This window comes from Aggregatilinea sp. (assembly GCF_036822615.1).
Lineage (GTDB): Bacteria > Chloroflexota > Anaerolineae > Aggregatilineales > Aggregatilineaceae > Aggregatilinea.
Genome location: NZ_DAISHJ010000115.1, coordinates 1 through 16,320 on the forward strand (window position 1 = coordinate 1; position 16,320 = coordinate 16,320).

At 63.3% G+C, this 16,320-nt stretch carries 15 protein-coding genes; 10 read left to right on the plus strand and 5 right to left on the minus strand.

What is annotated here, in order from left to right; translation table 11 throughout:
* Nucleotides 1–56: 56 nt before the first annotated feature.
* Nucleotides 57–311, minus strand: a complete 255-nt coding sequence (locus V7116_RS21260) for a sigma factor-like helix-turn-helix DNA-binding protein (RefSeq protein ID WP_324393988.1) — start codon at nucleotides 309–311, stop codon at nucleotides 57–59.
* On the opposite strand from V7116_RS21260, the gene V7116_RS21265 reads away from it, so the two are divergent.
* The 4 genes from V7116_RS21265 (at nucleotide 292) to V7116_RS21280 (ending at nucleotide 3,439) form a co-directional block, all read left to right on the plus strand.
* On the plus strand, nucleotides 292–819 hold the full coding sequence (locus tag V7116_RS21265) for a hypothetical protein (RefSeq protein ID WP_324393989.1): 528 nt from the start codon (nucleotides 292–294) through the stop codon (nucleotides 817–819). The two genes, V7116_RS21260 and V7116_RS21265, sit on opposite strands and share 20 nt — an antisense overlap.
* Nucleotides 820–835: 16 nt before the next feature.
* Nucleotides 836–1,684, plus strand: a complete 849-nt coding sequence (locus V7116_RS21270; protein WP_324393990.1) for a rhomboid family intramembrane serine protease — start codon at nucleotides 836–838, stop codon at nucleotides 1,682–1,684.
* 107 nt (nucleotides 1,685–1,791) lie between these two features.
* Nucleotides 1,792–2,343, plus strand: coding sequence for an RNA polymerase sigma factor (locus tag V7116_RS21275; protein WP_324393991.1), 552 nt, complete (start codon nucleotides 1,792–1,794; stop codon nucleotides 2,341–2,343).
* A 16-nt stretch (nucleotides 2,344–2,359) separates the two neighbouring features.
* Entirely contained in the window at nucleotides 2,360–3,439 is a 1,080-nt protein-coding gene (locus V7116_RS21280) for a hypothetical protein (RefSeq protein ID WP_324393992.1), read from the plus strand.
* Between the two features lie 94 nt (nucleotides 3,440–3,533).
* Here V7116_RS21280 and V7116_RS21285 read toward each other — a convergent pair whose 3' ends face one another.
* The 3 genes from V7116_RS21285 to V7116_RS21295 all read right to left on the minus strand — a co-directional run bounded on the left by V7116_RS21285 (nucleotide 3,534) and on the right by V7116_RS21295 (nucleotide 8,365).
* A complete protein-coding gene (locus V7116_RS21285) occupies nucleotides 3,534–6,941 on the minus strand; it encodes a hypothetical protein (protein ID WP_324393993.1) in 3,408 nt (1,135 codons plus the stop codon).
* Nucleotides 6,942–7,392: 451 nt separating this feature from the next.
* Nucleotides 7,393–7,836 (minus strand): hypothetical protein, encoded by a 444-nt coding sequence (locus V7116_RS21290; protein ID WP_324393994.1) that lies wholly within the window; start codon nucleotides 7,834–7,836, stop codon nucleotides 7,393–7,395.
* Nucleotides 7,817–8,365 (minus strand): RNA polymerase sigma factor, encoded by a 549-nt coding sequence (locus V7116_RS21295; RefSeq protein WP_324393995.1) that lies wholly within the window; start codon nucleotides 8,363–8,365, stop codon nucleotides 7,817–7,819. The genes V7116_RS21290 and V7116_RS21295 overlap by 20 nt, the downstream gene beginning before the upstream one ends.
* A gap of 300 nt (nucleotides 8,366–8,665) precedes the next feature.
* Between V7116_RS21295 and V7116_RS21300 the strand changes: the two genes are divergently transcribed.
* The 4 genes from V7116_RS21300 (at nucleotide 8,666) to V7116_RS21315 (ending at nucleotide 14,318) form a co-directional block, all read left to right on the plus strand.
* On the plus strand, nucleotides 8,666–10,237 hold the full coding sequence (locus V7116_RS21300; protein WP_324393996.1) for an ABC transporter substrate-binding protein: 1,572 nt from the start codon (nucleotides 8,666–8,668) through the stop codon (nucleotides 10,235–10,237).
* Nucleotides 10,238–10,316: 79 nt separating this feature from the next.
* On the plus strand, nucleotides 10,317–11,252 hold the full coding sequence (locus V7116_RS21305) for an ABC transporter permease (RefSeq protein WP_324393997.1): 936 nt from the start codon (nucleotides 10,317–10,319) through the stop codon (nucleotides 11,250–11,252).
* 2 nt (nucleotides 11,253–11,254) lie between these two features.
* On the plus strand, nucleotides 11,255–13,339 hold the full coding sequence (locus tag V7116_RS21310; RefSeq protein WP_324393998.1) for an ABC transporter ATP-binding protein: 2,085 nt from the start codon (nucleotides 11,255–11,257) through the stop codon (nucleotides 13,337–13,339).
* A gap of 1 nt (nucleotide 13,340) precedes the next feature.
* Complete coding sequence (locus V7116_RS21315; protein ID WP_324393999.1) at nucleotides 13,341–14,318, plus strand: ABC transporter permease; 978 nt, start codon at nucleotides 13,341–13,343, stop codon at nucleotides 14,316–14,318.
* 91 nt (nucleotides 14,319–14,409) lie between these two features.
* Here the strand turns inward: V7116_RS21315 and V7116_RS21320 are convergent, their stop codons facing one another.
* A complete protein-coding gene (locus V7116_RS21320) occupies nucleotides 14,410–15,075 on the minus strand; it encodes an LON peptidase substrate-binding domain-containing protein (RefSeq protein ID WP_324394000.1) in 666 nt (221 codons plus the stop codon).
* Between the two features lie 177 nt (nucleotides 15,076–15,252).
* Between V7116_RS21320 and V7116_RS21325 the strand changes: the two genes are divergently transcribed.
* Complete coding sequence (locus tag V7116_RS21325; RefSeq protein ID WP_324394001.1) at nucleotides 15,253–15,558, plus strand: putative quinol monooxygenase; 306 nt, start codon at nucleotides 15,253–15,255, stop codon at nucleotides 15,556–15,558.
* 4 nt (nucleotides 15,559–15,562) lie between these two features.
* The coding region (locus V7116_RS21330; protein ID WP_324394002.1) for an iron-containing alcohol dehydrogenase at nucleotides 15,563–16,320 on the plus strand (758 nt) is incomplete at its 3' end.

Consider the following 16,320-nt stretch of genomic DNA (forward strand, 5'->3'; position numbering starts at 1 on the left):
CGCATCGAGCAGGCCGAGGGCGTATTCGGCGGCCAGCGCCTCCTTTTCCGGCTCGGTCATGCCAGGCACTCCCGGAGCGAGAGGAGGCCTCGGCGGATCCACGACTTGGCGGTGCCGAGGGGCACGCCGAGCCGTCCCGCCAGTTCGCCGTGGCTGAGCCCGCGGGCGTAGGCCAGCACGATGGCGTGCCGGCGCAACGGCTCCAGCCGTTCGAGGCAGCGGCGCAGCGCGGTGTTTTCCGAGAGGGAGATCACCACATGCTCGGCGTCGGCATCCTCGCTGGCGAGGCCCATGGGCTCGAAATCGTCCACCAGATCGGTGCGGCTCTCGCCGCGCAGCAAGGTGGGCCACGACGCAGACGAGCGGCTGCTGGCGTTTGGGCCGTCGCTGGACGAACGCGAGCGGCGCAGCGTGTGGCTGGCCGTGCGCGAAGCGGCAGGGATCACGCTGGTGTTCCTGATGCTGGCCTGGCAGGATTCCCGGCTGAACCTGTTCACGATGAATGCCGCGCATTGGGTGGGCGTGCTGCTCGCGCTGTTGGGCGGCTACCTGCTGGTGACGGCCACCTCGTCGCCGGAGCAGCAGCCGCTGGCGAAGTGGATGGGCGGCAGCCACGCGCAAACACTGGCCGTCGGGCGCTTGCAGCCCCTCGGAACCGGGCCTTCCGGCGAAACCGTGCTGCCGATCCTGCCCTCCGCAATACGCATTGGGCTGGGGATCGCGGGCGGCGTGCTGCTGCTGATCGCGCTGGCGCTGGTATTGGGCCAGTCCATTGACCTGCTGCAACATTATTCACCGCCACCGCTACCTGTTTTTTAGGTGCAGGGATACCGCCATGTGTCTACTTTTCACCTTTCTGTTCTCCCTGCTGTTCTACCTGTTCCTGAACACACTGACCTACCCCATGCCGGTCAACGATGCCGGATCGATCCGCTACCGAACTTTCCCGTGGATGACGCTGGTGCTGATCGTGGTCAACACGCTGGTTTTCATGGCCTGGATCGCGCCTGACAGGTACAGTGATGCGTCGCTCTACGAAGAAGCCGTGCGCAGCTACACGACCAAAGTCTGGGAATTCGGCTACCGCGAGACGGTCGTCCGCCAGCCGACCGGCATCGGAGCGCTGTCGACCTTCACCAACATGTTCATGCACGCCGACCTGTGGCACCTGTTCAGCAACATGGTGTACCTGTGGGCGTTTGGCCGCCGCATCGAGGATGCGTGCGGGCATTGGCGTTTCCTGGCGTTTTATCTGTTCGCGGGCATGGTCGCCAACGTGGGCGGTGTGCTGTTGAATCCGGCATCGGACGACCTGCCCGGCATCGGTGCCAGCGGCGCGATCGCGGGCGTCATGGGCGCGTACCTGCTGCTGTTCCCCGGCGCACGGATCGTGACCCTGTGGGGCATTGGCGCGTTCCTGCGGATGCCCGCCGCGCTGATCCGGCGGCTGGGCGGGGAGCGCGTGCGCATCCTCAGCCCGCTGATCTCCCTGCCCGCATGGTTGGTGCTGATCGCGTTCGCGGTGCAAAACGCCGTACCCTCGCTGGAGACGATCATGCGCGGCAGCGACTCCGGCGGCGTGAACTATCTCGCCCACCTGACCGGCTTTCTAGCAGCGCTGGCGATCTTCCTCTTCGTGCGTAAAGACCTGCTGATGCGCTACATCACCGGGCGCTCGCTCTAGAACACCGGCAGCCGCCTCCATATCCTCCCCCGTTCGCGCGCACCGCGAACGTTTTCGCCTTCCCCGGACTATATAGAGTGTGGGTACTCACATCGTGGGAGGGTGTATTGAACGACTCGAAAGCAATCGCCCGGCTGAAGCGCGGCGACATCACCGCTCTGGACGCCCTCATCGACCGCTATCAGGTGCGCGCACTCCGCACGGCATTTCTCATCACGCAGGACGCTGCGCTAGCAGAAGACGTCGTGCAGGATGCCTTCGTCAACGTGTATCACTCGATCCATACGTTCCAGGCCAGCCGCCCCTTTGCGCCGTGGTTCATGCGAACGGTAGTCAACGGCGCTCTGCGCGCCGCCCGCCGCAAGCAAGCGCAGCTTTCTCTGGAAAACTTGGCCGATGACGATCTCGACGCGGCTGAATTCCTGGTCGATCCGGCTCCCGGGCCCGATCGCCTGCTGGAAACCGCAGAAACACAGGAAGCGGTCTGGGACGCGCTGAGCGCGCTGACACCGGAACGCCGCGCCGTAATCGTCTTGAGGTTTTACCTGGATCTCAGCGAAGGGGAGATGGCCGAGCACCTGAATATCCCGGTTGGGACCGTGAAATCGCGCCTGCACAGCGCCAAACGGCACTTGCAAGCGCTGCTCGCCAGTAGTTGACAGAAGGATCACGAGCATGGACGAAAAGCGCCTGAAGCACTTCCTCACCCAACGAGCAGAACAGGAGATTCCTGACACAATGGATATTCGCAGCAAGGTTCACGATCGTCTTGGCACCCCGGCGCCAACACGCGCACCGTTCTTTTCACGGCTGTCTCTCAAGTGGGCCGCCGCCCTCGTCGCGGTGCTCATCGCCTCGACCGGCGCTGCCTACGCGCTGATGCAAACGCTGCTCCAGCCCGATCCGGGTCTGCGCACCGTGCAGGCCGAAAACCAGATCGTACAGCTCGGCCAGACGCAGTCGCTGCCGGTGGAAGATCCACTCACCCGACTGGACATCACCCTCGACTATGCCTATGCGGACGCGAACCGCATCGCGGTGGGCTACCATGTCACGGGCGCTGCTGTCGCCGGAACCGGCGTCGAGGTCTACAGCAACCAGCAGCTTGTCGATGCCCAGGCGCGCGCCTATCCCTGGCTGCCGACCAGCGGCCAGCAAACCACCCAGAAGCAAGACGGTGAGGAAGAAACGTTTACACACGAGGGCCTGACGAGCTTCGACGCCGCCGCGCTGCCCGCCGGTACCGGGACGCTCGATCTGGCATTGACGCTCCAGGTCGCCTATACCACCGCCGCCACGCGCGCCGATAACCCCGCCGTCATGGGCTTCGCGGGTGATGCAAACTTCTCGTTCCAGGTGCCGGTCAATCCGGGGCGCGTCGTAGACGTGCGCCAATCGGCTGCCGTCGCCGATCTGGCGATCGAGATCCAGAAAGTCGTGATCACGCCCTCCATGACGCGCGTCGAGCTGTGCCTGAGCAGCGCCGCCCCCTTCGCCGTCGATGCCTGGACGGCGTGGGAAAGTCCCGTCACGCTGGACGTCAACGGCGAGCGCGTGCTGGCCGGGCTGCCTTCGGGCTTCACTGGGCTGAACGGCGCGCCGCTCGATCCCAACGCGACGTGCCGGGCGCTGGCGATCCCGGATGCGCTGACACAGCACGCGGGGGACTGGACTCTAACGCTGGACGGTTTCACCAACCGCGAATCGGGCCAATCGATCAGCGGCCCGTGGACCTTCACCTTCCCGGTAAACTGACCGGAACCGTTCTCCAGTCAGTTAACCAGCCGCAAAATAAAAAAACCGCTCCCCGGTTGGGGAGCGGTTCGTTTCTAACGGTCGGTCGATAAGGTTAGCGCTGGCGCGCGGCGGGCAGCTGGCCCTCGCGGCTCGCGTTTTCCTCGGAAGGCGAGTTCTCGGGATAGCGGTCGCTCTCGGGGTCGTCGGTGAGCTGCGTGGCTTCCACCAGCAGATCCGTCACCGGCGCACCGTCCAGCGGCAGCGCGTCCACTTCGAACAGGTTCGAGTCGCCCGTCGTGTCGGACGTGAAGATCAGAACCGGCGCGTCGCAGAACCACGTCGCCGCGTAGCTGGACACCGCGGTATCCGTCACCTGCCGCGTCTGGCCGGTCGCCACGTCATAGACGTACAGGTTCGTCGTGCCGCCCAGATCCGACTGGTAGGCGATCAGCGAGTCATCGGGCGACCACACGGGCAGCGTCGCGTTGCCCTGCGGATCGGAGACCTGCGACTGGCCGGTGCCGTCCGAGTTCATCAGGTAGATTTCACTGATGCTGTTGCGCTGGGTGTGGAAGACAACCTTCGTCCCGTCGAACGAGTACGCCGGGTCATAGTCGTCGCCCTGACCGTCGCTCAACACCTTCACTTCTAGCGTGTTCAGATCCATCTCGTAGATCTGCCACAGGCCGTCACGGTCGCTCTGGAAGACCAGCTTCGTGCCATCGGGTGACCAGAACGGGTTGATGTCGTTCGCTTCGGAATCGGTCACCTGGCGGATAGCGCCGGTCACCACGTCCACGAGATAGATGTCCCAGTTGCCGTTGCGGGCGGATTCGAACGCGATGCTGTTGCCCACGGGCGACCACACCGGGTCGATGTCGGGCGCGACGGTGTTGAAGGTCACGCGCTGCTGCGAGGTGCCGTCCGCCGTGCCGATGTAGATTTCCCAGTTGCCGTCACGGTTGCTGGAGAAGGTGATCCAGCCCTTGTCAGGCGAACGGCTGGGCGCGATGTCGTACACGTCTTCGCCAACACCCTGGGTCAGATTCGCGGTTGCGTCAGGGTTACCGGGCAGCTCGCCATAGCGGAAGACTTCCCAGTCACCGGTCTGATCCGTGTGATACACGAACCAGTCCACGCACACGGCGTCGCCAGTCGCGTTCACGGCTTCCCAGGCTTCGGTACGCGGCAGTTCTTCGGTGTCCACGCAGTTGGACGCGTCCATGTTGAGCACCGGGAATCCGGCCCCATCCGTCGAGACGGCGTTCACCGCGCAGTCGTCAGTCGGTTCTTCCGTGGGCTGCTCGCCGGGCGGGTTCTGAACCACAGGCGTCACGCAGTTACCAGCGGCGTTGATCACCATACCGGCAGGCGGTGCAGTCTGAGCGCCGTCGATATTCGGGCAGACGTCGATGGCGACGCAGTTGCCGCTGTTATCGAGGGCCATCCCGGCGGGCATAGAGGTCTGGCTGCCGTCGATATTCGGGCAGAGGTCCTCTGTATCGTCTCCCGGGATTTTCACGCAGTTGCCGCTCGCGTCGAAGTACATGCCTTCGGGCGCAGCCGTCTGTAGGCCATCAACGTTCGGGCAGACATCCTTGAACACGCAGTTACCGTTTGCATCGATCATCTTGCCGTCCGGAACCTTCGACTGGTTGCCGTCCAGGTTCGGGCAGACATCGACGTAAACACAGTTACCATCCGCGTCAACGACCTTGCCATCTGGCACCTTCATCTGGTTGCCGTCCAGGTTCGGGCACAGGTCGATGTAAACGCAGTTGCCGTTCGCGTCAACGACCTTACCATCCGGCACCTTTTCCTGGTTGCCGTCGAGGTTCGGGCACAGGTCGATGAGGACGCAGTTACCGTTCGCATCCACAACCTTGTGATCCGGAACCTTGGTCTGCAGGCCGTCGAGGTTCGGGCACATATCGACTTCACAGTTGCCCTTTTCGCTGATCATGTAGCCCACCGGGACCGTGGTCTGAACCCCATCGAGGTTCGGGCACACATCGTCGCCAGTTACGCAGTTACCGGCCTCATCGATCAGCATACCTTCGGGCACTTCGGTCTGATCGCCTTCGATGTTCGGGCACAGATCGACCGGCACGCAGTCGCCCGCTTCATTCTGGATCATGCCTTCCGGCACGTCAGGCTGAAGCCCTTCAAGGTTCGGGCAGATGTCGAGCACGCAGTTGCCCGCCTCATCGAACATCGTACCCTCGGGCAGTTCGAGCTGGTCGCCCTCGATATTCGGGCACAGGTCCATCACGCAGTTGCCGCTGCCATCAATCGCCATGCCTTCGGGGATCGTGCTCTGGTACCCGGCCACATTCGGGCAGTAGTCCGTCACGCAGAAACCCGTCGCCACGTCGATCACGGTGTTGGGCGGCAGCACGTCCTGATAACCGTCCAGGTTCGGGCACAGGTCCAGATAGCAGTTGTCATTGATATCCGTCACGTACCCTTCGGGTACTTCTTCCTGGGCGCCTTCAATGTTGAGGCACATATCAGGCACGCAGTTACCGGCAGCGTTGATCGCCATACCGGCGGGAACCGTTGCCTGAGCGCCATCGATATTCGGACAGAGGTCCACGGGCACGCAGTTGCCGCTGCCGTCAAGCACCATGCCTGCCGGAACTTCAGGCTGAGCACCGTCGATATTCGGGCAGACGTCCACGAGCACGCAGTTACCGCTGCCATCGAGGACCATGCCCGCCGGAACTTCAGGCTGAGCGCCATCGATATTCGGGCAGACGTCCACGGGCACGCAGTTGCCGCTGCCGTCAAGCACCATGCCTGCCGGAACTTCGGCCTGAGCGCCATCGATATTCGGGCAAACATCCGGCGGCGGCGGGGTCACACAGTTGCCGCTGCCGTCAATGATCATACCTGCGGGCACTTCAGCCTGAACGCCGTCGATATTCGGGCAGACATCCGGCGGCGGCGGAGTCACGCAGTTGCCGCTGCCGTCAACAATCATGCCCGCGGGCACTTCAGCCTGAACGCCGTCGATATTCGGGCAGACATCCGGCGGCGGCGGAGTCACGCAGTTGCCGCTGCCATCCACGATCATGCCATCCGGCACGCTCGCCTGATCGCCGTCGATGTTGGGGCAAACGTCGGTCGGCGGCGGGGTCACGCAGTTGCCACTGCCGTCAATGATCATGCCATCCGGCACGCTCGCCTGATCGCCGTCGATGTTGGGGCACACATCCGACGGCGGGAAACAGTTGCCGCTGCCATCTGGCCCGCTGTATCCCGGCGGCGGCGCGGTCTGCTCGCCGTCGATGTTCAGACAGACGTCGTTCTGGAGGATACAGTTACCGTCGCCGTTGATACGCATCCCGTCCGGCACCGAGGTCTGCACACCATCGAGGTTCGGACAGACATCCGTACCAGGGACATAACAGTTGCGCTGGGCGTCCTGAACCTCACCCTCTGGCACCTCATACTGGATACCCGGGTGGTTCACGTCCCAGCACTGATCTTCAGGGTCTTCGTGTGCAACTTTCTGCACACCAGGGTCATTTTGTGCGGTACCAAAAAGGTTCGAGCCGCCTAAGGAAAGAGCGGTGATGACCAATACAGCGAAGGTCACCCCTGCGACCAGAAAAACCGATTTTCTTGGTAGTCGAGTCCGCATTGATTAAAGCTCCTGTCTCTTCGGATCGGATTACGCGTCACCGATAAAGCGATCGTGCCACGAATGCAGTTGATAAATTGGGATCAGATTTTCAGAGTATCACGCCGGAACAACGAAGCTGCTGCTCCCATATAGTTGTTAGGCCCGGCATGCCACCACCCGCTGTTCAGTCTGAAGTTCGTTCACTGATAGATGTAGAATGATATTACTACTATCTATTGTCACATAAAATAGTTCCTTTTCGCTCCCATCACCCCTTTTATTCATGAAAATTTCGTTTTTTCTAGTATATGTGATCATATTACAAATTCAACCACTTGTAGAGTCATCGCAAATGCCGGAACCACCACACCAGTCCGGCGAGCGTCACGGGCAGCGCCACAACGAGCGCAAAAACCCCGACCGTTCCGCCCAACGCAGTGCCATGAAACACCCCTGCCGCCTGTGCGCCATTTGCCGCCAACAGCAGCAGGACGAGCAAAGCCCACCCCACGCCTGCGACCAGGAGTCGAGAGGCCTGCGTCGGACGCCAGCGGCGGCGAGACGTCTTATGCCGCGTGTCCCATTCATCCATCACGGGCAGCGCAATGCGGGCGCGAGCGACGTCATCGAGCGGTGGGCGCGGCATCAAACGGTCCAGCCCGCGCACAACCGGCGCAAGATCGGCCAGCCCGACGGGCGTCACGGGTTTTTCCCCGGCGCGGATCTGGTCGGTATATCCGGCCAGACGCTCCTCAACTTCGGATGTGTCATTCAGTTTGTGGGCCATTGAGTTTCTCGCGTATTGCTTGTATTGCCCGCCGGTAGAGAGATTTCACGGCTTCCAGAGATTGCCCGCGTTCCTGCGCAATTTCTTCGAACGACAGTCCATCCGCGAACCGCAGGAGAATGACTTCCTGGTAGTGCTCTGGCAGAGCATGGAATGCAACCTGCAAAAGCGGCCAATCTTCTGTGTCTTCCGGGTCATAGACCAGCGCTGCGTCCAACCAGTCGTCCGTGTCCAGGTCCACCGACACATCCGGGCGATCGCGGTACCGGCGATAAAAATCAGCGATCTGCCGGTTGACGATGGTGTACAGCCAGGTGTTGAACCGTGACCGGTGCTGGTAACTGTCCAACGAGCGGATCACGGCGATGAACACGTCCTGCGTCACATCTTCGGCATACTGGAACGGCACCCTGCTTCTGACCCGGTTGTAAACCTTGTCTACGTACAGGCCGTACAGCATGCGAAAAGCCTCCCGATCCCCCTGCTGCGCGCGCAGGGCCAGGATCTCGTCGTCATGCTGAGGAACCATTCTTGATCCTTTAGTCGCCGGTCGGGGTGAAAACGGGTCGCAACTGTCCGAAGTTCACTAAGCATACCCGTAATGTAGGTCCACCATCAATATACCAATGAATCTGAATGTTTTGTCGTTTTTTAAGCATCAATAACTGCTTTTTTACAGTTACCGTACAAAATGAGGCGGAGCAAAAAATCGTCTATGCAGGACACGAACAAAAACCGCAAAAATGTTCTATTTCTTTTTGTCTTAAGTCGAGCTTTCTGCCATAATCTTCTGGCGTAGGCGTCTGACCAGTCACAGGAGTGATGCCCCATGAACAAATCTCAAAATTCGTCCCAACGTCCGGGCGGCACGCAGATTTCACGCCGCCGTTTCCTTCAGGTTGGCGCGGCAGGTCTGGCCGCCGCGGCCTTCCACGTCACCGGACTCCCCCTCACCCCTGCGCAGGCTGCTGCCGTGGCAGCGCGCCGCCAGGCAGGGAATCTGCGTGTTGCGTGGGGTGGCGCGCCCGCCACACTCGATCCGCTTTATGCATCGGCAGATACCGAAATTGCTTTTCTGAACGCCGTCTATGATTACCTGATCGACACGAACGCAACCTACGAATTGGTCCCGCGTCTGGCGAGCAGTTGGAATATGAGCGACGACGGCCTGACTTACACGCTCCAGATCGCGGAAGGCGTAAAGTTCCACGACGGCAGCGACCTGACCATCGACGACATCCTGTGGACCTTCGAGCGTCTGCGCAGCGATCCCGAAAGCGCGACGGCGGGCCTGTACGCCAACATCGACAGCATCGAGGCGGGCGACGGCAGCAGCGTCGTCTTCCACCTCGCCCAGCCCAATCCCGATTTTCTCTATACCCTCAGCGACAACCACGCCGTGATCCTGAAATCCGGCGCGGAGAACATCGGCACCGACTTCAACGGAACCGGCCCCTTCAAGCTGGACGAGTACGTGCCGGATCGCGCGACGCTGAGCGCCAACGCGGACTATTGGGCAGGCACGCCGGGCGCGGAAACGCTCGAATTCCTGTACTTCGACAGCGTGGAGAGCGCCGCTAACGCGCTGCAAGGCGGTACGGTAGACGTCGTGCTGCGCATGGACAACGCGACCTTCCTCAATTTGCAGAACGGCAGCTACAACGCCCAGTCCGTGCCGACCAGCGGCCACGACCTCGTGCGGCTGCGCGCCGACCGTGAGCCGGGCAGTGACGAGCGCGTGCGGCAGGCGTTCAAGCTGGCAACCGACCGGCAGGCGATTTTCGATCGCATCCAGTTCGGCTTTGGGTCGGTCGGGCGAGACAGCCCCGTCGCCCCCGTGTTCGAAGCGTACTACACCGAAGAAACGCCCCTGCCAGAGCGCGATCCCGAAGCAGCCAAGGCGCTGCTGGCGGACGCGGGCTATCCCGACGGGCTAGACATGACGCTTTACGTGCCCAACCTGGCCGACCGTGTGGCGCTGGCGCAGGCGTTGGCCGCGCAGTGGGCAGAAGCGGGCATCAACATCACCATCGAGCCGCAGGAAGAAGCGGTGTACTACGCGGACAACGGTTGGCTCGAAGTCGATCTGGCGATCACGCCGTGGGGCGCGCGGCCTACGCCGCAGTTGTTCCTTGATCTGTACCTGCGCTGCGACGCAGCCTGGAACGAAGCGCACTTCTGCGACGACGAACTGGAGCAGCTCATCGAGACGGCGGGCAGCACGTCCGACCTGGACGCGCGCAAACAGGCCTATGCTGATATCCAACGCCTTCTGATCGAGCGCGGCCCCATCATCATCCCCTACTTCTTTGCCAGCTTTGGCGTCATGGCCGACACCGTGAGCGGCGTCGAGGTTCTGCCGTTCCCTGGCCGCACCAACTTCAATCAAACCACCGTTTAGCAGCATCTAGCCAGTCGTTCAGGGCGGAGATCGCGGGATCTCCGCCCTCACCTCGCCTGTTCACGTAAGGCGGACGCTCATGATCAACGAGACAGCCCCTGACGCGCGCAGCGCGCGCTGGCGTGGTTCCGCGCTGCGCAGTGCGCGCAGTACCGGTCGTTTTCTGCGCGAGATTTTACGCAGTCCCCAGTCCGCGTTGGGGCTGCTGATCGTGCTTTTTTTCCTGCTGATGGCCGTGTTTGGGCCGGTGATCGCGCCCTATAGCACGAACGATCAGTCCTCGGCCCCACGCCTGTCGCCCGGCACGGACGGCCACCTCTTCGGCACGGATTATCTGGGCCGCGACGTGTTCAGCCGCGTGGTGCTGGGCGCGTCGAGTATCTTCCGCACGGCGGGCCTCGGCACGCTGATCGCGGTCATTCTGGGAACCTTCACCGGCCTGTTCATCGGCTACCGGGGCGGCGTCGTGGACGAGATCGCCGGGCGGCTGATCGACGCACTGCTGGCCCTGCCTGCGCTGCTGATCGCGCTGGTCATTCTCGGCGTGGTGCGCAATCTCGAATTCGAGCGTGGAAGCTGGCAGGCCGTGCTGGTCGATAACAGCGTCCTGCTGGTGATCGCACTGGTCTACGTGCCCATCGTGGCGCGCGTCGTGCGCAGCAGCACGCTCGAAATCAAATCGCGCGAGTTCGTCGAAGCGGCACAGATCCGGGGCGAATCGAGCTTCTACATCATCTTCCGCGAGATCTTCCCGTCGGTCGTTCCGGCGCTGGTGGTCGAAGCATCGCTGCGCTTCTCCTACGCGATCTTCCTGGTGGCGTCACTGGGCTTTTTGGGCGTCGCTGCGCGTCCCCCCTCGCCCGACTGGGGCCTGATGGTCAACGAGAACCGGGGCGGCCTGTTTCAGCTCACGCCGTGGGCGCTCGAATATCCCGCCGGGGCGATTGCGCTGCTGGTGGTAGGCGTCAACTTGATGTCCGATGGCATCCGGCGCGCCGTACAAAGGAGCGGGTGACGATGGCCCAACACAGTGATCCGGTCCTGCACGTGGATAACCTGTCGATCAGCTACAAGGTCGGCAGGCGGTGGATTCCGGCGGTACGTGATTTTCAGTTGGAAGTATGCCCCGGCCAGATTTACGGCGTCGTGGGCGAATCCGGTTCCGGCAAATCGACCGCCGCCGCCGGGATCATGCGCTATCTGCCCGCCAACGGACGCATCGAGCCAGGCAGCCGCGTCGCGTTTTTGGGCGAGGATCTTGCGCCCAAGTCGCGCCGCGCCATGGAACGTATTTGGGGCGCGCAAATGGGCCTCGTGCCGCAGGACCCCGGTGGAGCGCTCAACCCATCGATCCGTGTCGGGGAACAGGTGGCCGAGATCCTGCGCCGTCACACGACCCTGGATCGCGCCGCCGCGCGCGAGCGCACCGTGGAGATGTTCCGCCGCGTGCAGCTGGCCGATCCCGACGCGCTTCTGACGCGCTATCCGCACGAACTCAGCGGCGGCATGCAGCAGCGCGTGCTGATCGCGATGTCGCTCGCCACGTCGCCCCGCCTGCTGCTGTTGGATGAGCCAACGACCGCGCTCGACGTCACGACCGAAGCCATCATCCTCGACCTCGTGCGCAATCTCATTGCCGCCGAGGGTGCGGGCGCGATCTACGTGACGCACAATTTGGGCGTCGTCGCGCAGTTGTGCGAGCGCGTGGTCGTGCTCTACGCCGGCGAGATCATGGAGGATGCCACCGTCGCGGAACTGTTCGCCGCGCCGCGCCATCCGTACACAATCGGTCTGCTGAACAGCATCCCGCGCCTGGGCCAGACCAAGCGCGATGCCGCGCTGCAAGCCATCGCGGGCCGCCCGCCGTCGCTGGCGGAGCTGCCGCGGGGCTGTGTCTACGCCCCGCGATGCCCGCTCGCTATCGAGATCTGCCGCACCAAGCCGCCGCTCGAAGCACCCGCCGAAGGACGGCTGGTGCGCTGTCACCGCTGGCAGGAGATCGCGCGCGGTGAAGTCAGCCTGCGCGAGCAGGCGCAGGCGGGCATTGAAGACGCCGCCCCGGTCACCGGCGACCGCGAGGAACTGCTCGAAGTCACCGATCTCACCAAGCACTTCCCGGTACAGCGCGGCCTGAGAAATATCCTGCGTGGAGAGCACCCCGCCCCGGTCCGCGCCGTGGACGGCGTGAATCTGGGCGTGCAGAAGGGCCGCACGCTGGGCTTGGTGGGCGAAAGCGGCAGCGGCAAGACGACGCTGGCGCGCGTGATCATCGGCCTGACCGACCGCACGGGCGGCGAGATCGAGCTGATGGGCATTGACGTGCCCGGCACGGTGCGGGACCGTGACAAATCCACGCTGGCCCAGCTCCAAATGGTGTTCCAGAATCCGCAGAACTCGCTGAACCCGTACCTGACGGTGGGGCAGGCGCTGCGCCGCCCGCTGATCAAGCTGGCGAAGGTCGCGCCGGATGCCGTAGACGCGGAGATCCGCCGCCTGCTGACCGAGGTCAATCTGCGGCCTGAATATGCCGACCGCTACCCCGGCGAATTGAGCGGCGGCGAAAAGCAGCGCGTCGCCATCGCGCGCGCGTTCGCATCCAACCCCGCGCTGATCCTGTGCGACGAACCGGTGTCCTCGCTGGACGTCTCGGTTCAGGCTGCCGTACTGAATCTGCTGGCCCGCCTGCAAGCCGAGCACGACACGTCGTACCTGTTCATCTCGCACGATCTGGCCGTGGTGGGCTACTTGGCCGATTACCTCGTGGTGATGTACCTGGGCGTGATCTACGAAGTCGGCTACGGCAGCGACCTGTTCCGCCCGCCCTACCATCCCTATACCGAGGCGCTCGTATCCGCCATTCCGCGCCCCAATCCCGACGCGCATTCCGCCCGCGTGCGCTTGAGCGGCGACATCCCCAGCCCGCGTGACATCCCGACCGGCTGCCGCTTCCATACGCGCTGCCCGCACAAGGTCGGCGCGATCTGCGAACAGGAAGAGCCACCCTGGCGCGACGACGGCAGCGGGCACTTCATCCGCTGCCACCGCGAGCTGTGGGATCTGGCGGAGCGCCAGCAGGCGACGCGCATCGAGGAGGAAGACTGAGATGACCCGCTTCATTCTGCGGCGGCTGGTCTTTTTCGTGCTGACCCTGTTCATCACGTCCGTGCTTGTGTTCGCCCTGACGCGCATCCTGCCCGGCGACGTGGCGCGCGTGCTGTTGGGTCGCGAAGCCAGCCCGGAAGCGGTCCAGGCCAAGCGCGAGGAGCTTGGTTTGGACAAGCCGCTCGCCGTACAGTACGTGAACTGGGCGGGCGACTTCATCACGGGCGACTGGGGCACCACCTACTCCACCCCGCGCGAGGACATCCGCGATCTGGTCATCCAGCGCGCGAGTAATTCCGCGCGGCTGGCCGCACTGACCCTGCTGATCGCCGTGCCGCTCTCGATCACGCTGGGCGTGATCGCGGGCCTGTCCGAAGGGCGCTTCGCAGACGGTGCGATCTCGATCCTCACGCTGTCGGTGGTCAGCCTGCCGGAATTCGTCACCGGCCTGTTCCTGATCAATACCGTGGCACTCGGTTGGGGAGACAACCCGATCGCGGACCGGCTCGGCTGGTTCCCGGCCAGCTCCGCGATCCGCGCCGATGCGTCGTTCAGCGAGGCACTGCCCGCGATGTGGCTGCCCGCCGTCGCCGCGACGCTGGTGCTGCTGGCGTACATCGTGCGGCTGGTGCGCGCAGGCGTGATCGAGGAACTCAAGAAGGGCTACGTGCGAACCGCCGTCCTGAAGGGACTGCCCTACCGCGTCGTGGTGGTCAAGCACGTCCTGCGCAACGCGCTGATCCCGACCGTCACCGTGATCGCCACCAGCACCGGCTGGCTGATCAGCGGCATGGTCGTAATCGAATCCGTGTTCAGCTACCCCGGCCTGGGCCGCCTACTGATCAACAACGCGATCGACAACCGCGACCTGCCGCTGATCCAGGCTATCGTCATGCTGACCGTGGCCGTGATCCTGATCGCCAATTTCACGGCGGACCTGCTCTATGCGCTGCTCAACCCGCGCATCCGGTTGGAATAAACCGCGCCACCGCCACATACATAAAAAAGGAGCGCATCGCAGAGATACGCTCCTCCGTCCTATCTACCGGACCCTTACCAGCCGGTAGGGATCAGTTCCGCGAGAAAATCCCCATCTCCTGATTCTTCTCGCGTTCCAGCATCGCGCTGAGCAGCGCGACCTCGCGGCGGTAAATGTCGCGCATATTCGTCAGCAGCTCGCCCGCTTCCTCGGTCGCCAACAGCGGCTGCTTTTCATCCGGCGGGATCTGCACCAGCGCGGCGGCCAGATAGCCCAGCGCCAGCGGATCTTCCGGCAGGTCGTCCACATCGAATTCGGCTTCGTCGGCAGCAGACGCCAGCACCGAGAGGTAGCGCTCTACCCACGGGCGAAGCTGCGTTCCGGCGCGCTCGACCGTCATGAGATTCTCGCTGTACAGCGGCAGCAGCTCGACCATGCCGGTCAGATAATCGTGCTCGTAGCCCAGGGAATGAATCTGGAAGCGGTCCATGCCCACCGCCAGCACATTGATGCGCCCGTCGGGCAGGTGCTCCACTTCGCTGATCTGGGCCGTGCATCCAACCGGATGCGGCTTGGCCAGCGGGCCGAGCGCCTCGCGCCCTTCTTCGATGAGCACGACGCCAAATGGCTGCTCGTTATCGAGGCACCACTGGACCATATCCTTGTAGCGCGGCTCAAAGATGTGCAGGCTGATCGGTGTACCAGGGAACAGCACGGTGTTCAACGGGAAAAGCGGAATGTCTAACATCTTTTCCATCCGCGTTCTACCTTCCATCTAGCAGGTTGAGATGATTTGATTCTACTGGAAACTGTCAAACCTATCCATTAGAAGCGCCTTAGCATCTCTGGCTCTGAATGGTTCTTGTTCGTTTTAACGAGTTGAGCGATCATCCCCCTCACTATAATCATGAGGGACTTGAGAGAGGATCAACCGATGTATATTGTTCATGTCCACGTGCACGTCAAGCCCGACGCCATCGACGCCTTCCGCGCCGCCAGCCTCGACAACGCGCGCAACAGCGTGCAGGAACCGGGCATCGCACGCTTCGATCTCATCCAGCAAGCGGACGATCCGACGCGCTTCGTGCTGGTCGAGGTCTACCGCACGCCGGATGATCCCCCCAAACACCGCGAAACGGCGCATTACCAGCGCTGGGCGGAAGCCGTCAAGGATCTGATGGTCGAACCGCGCAGCAAGGTCGTCTACGACAACCTCTTCCCCGGCGACGAGGGATGGTAAGCTGATGCGCTTTGAATTCGCCACCGCCGGGCGCATCGTCTTTGGGCCCGGCACGCTGAAAGACGCGGGTCCGCTGGCCGCCACGCTCGGTCAGCGCGCGTTCGTCGTGACCGGCGCGAACGTGGATCGCGCCCAACCGCTGCTCAACACACTGGTCGCGGCGGGACTGACTACGTCCGTGTTCCCGGTCAGCGGCGAGCCGACCACGCACCTCGCGCAGCAGGGTGCGGACGCGGCGCGGGCCCTTGGCGCGGAACTGGTGATCGGGTTCGGCGGCGGCAGCGCGCTCGACGCGGGCAAGGCCATCGCCGCGCTGGTGCGCAACACCGGCCCGCTGCTCGATTACCTGGAAGTGATCGGGCGCGGCCAGCCGCTGACCGAGCCGTCGATCCCCATGCTGGCGATCCCGACCACCGCCGGAACGGGCACCGAGGTCACGCGCAACGCCGTGCTGATGTCGCCGGAGCACCGCGTCAAGGTGAGCCTGCGCAGCGCGTCGATGCTGCCCGCCGTCGCACTGGTCGATCCTGAGCTAACTTACAGCGTGCCGCCGGACGTCACCGCGTTCACCGGCCTCGACGCGCTAACCCAGATCATCGAGCCGCTGCTGTCCGTCAAGCGTAACCCGCTGGCCGACGCCCTGGCGCGCGAAGGACTGCGCCGCGCCGCCGGATCGCTGCGGCAGGCGTACGAGACGGGCGATCCCGCCGCGCGCGAGCAGATGGCGCTGGCGTCGCTGTGTGGCGGGCTGGCGATGGCGAA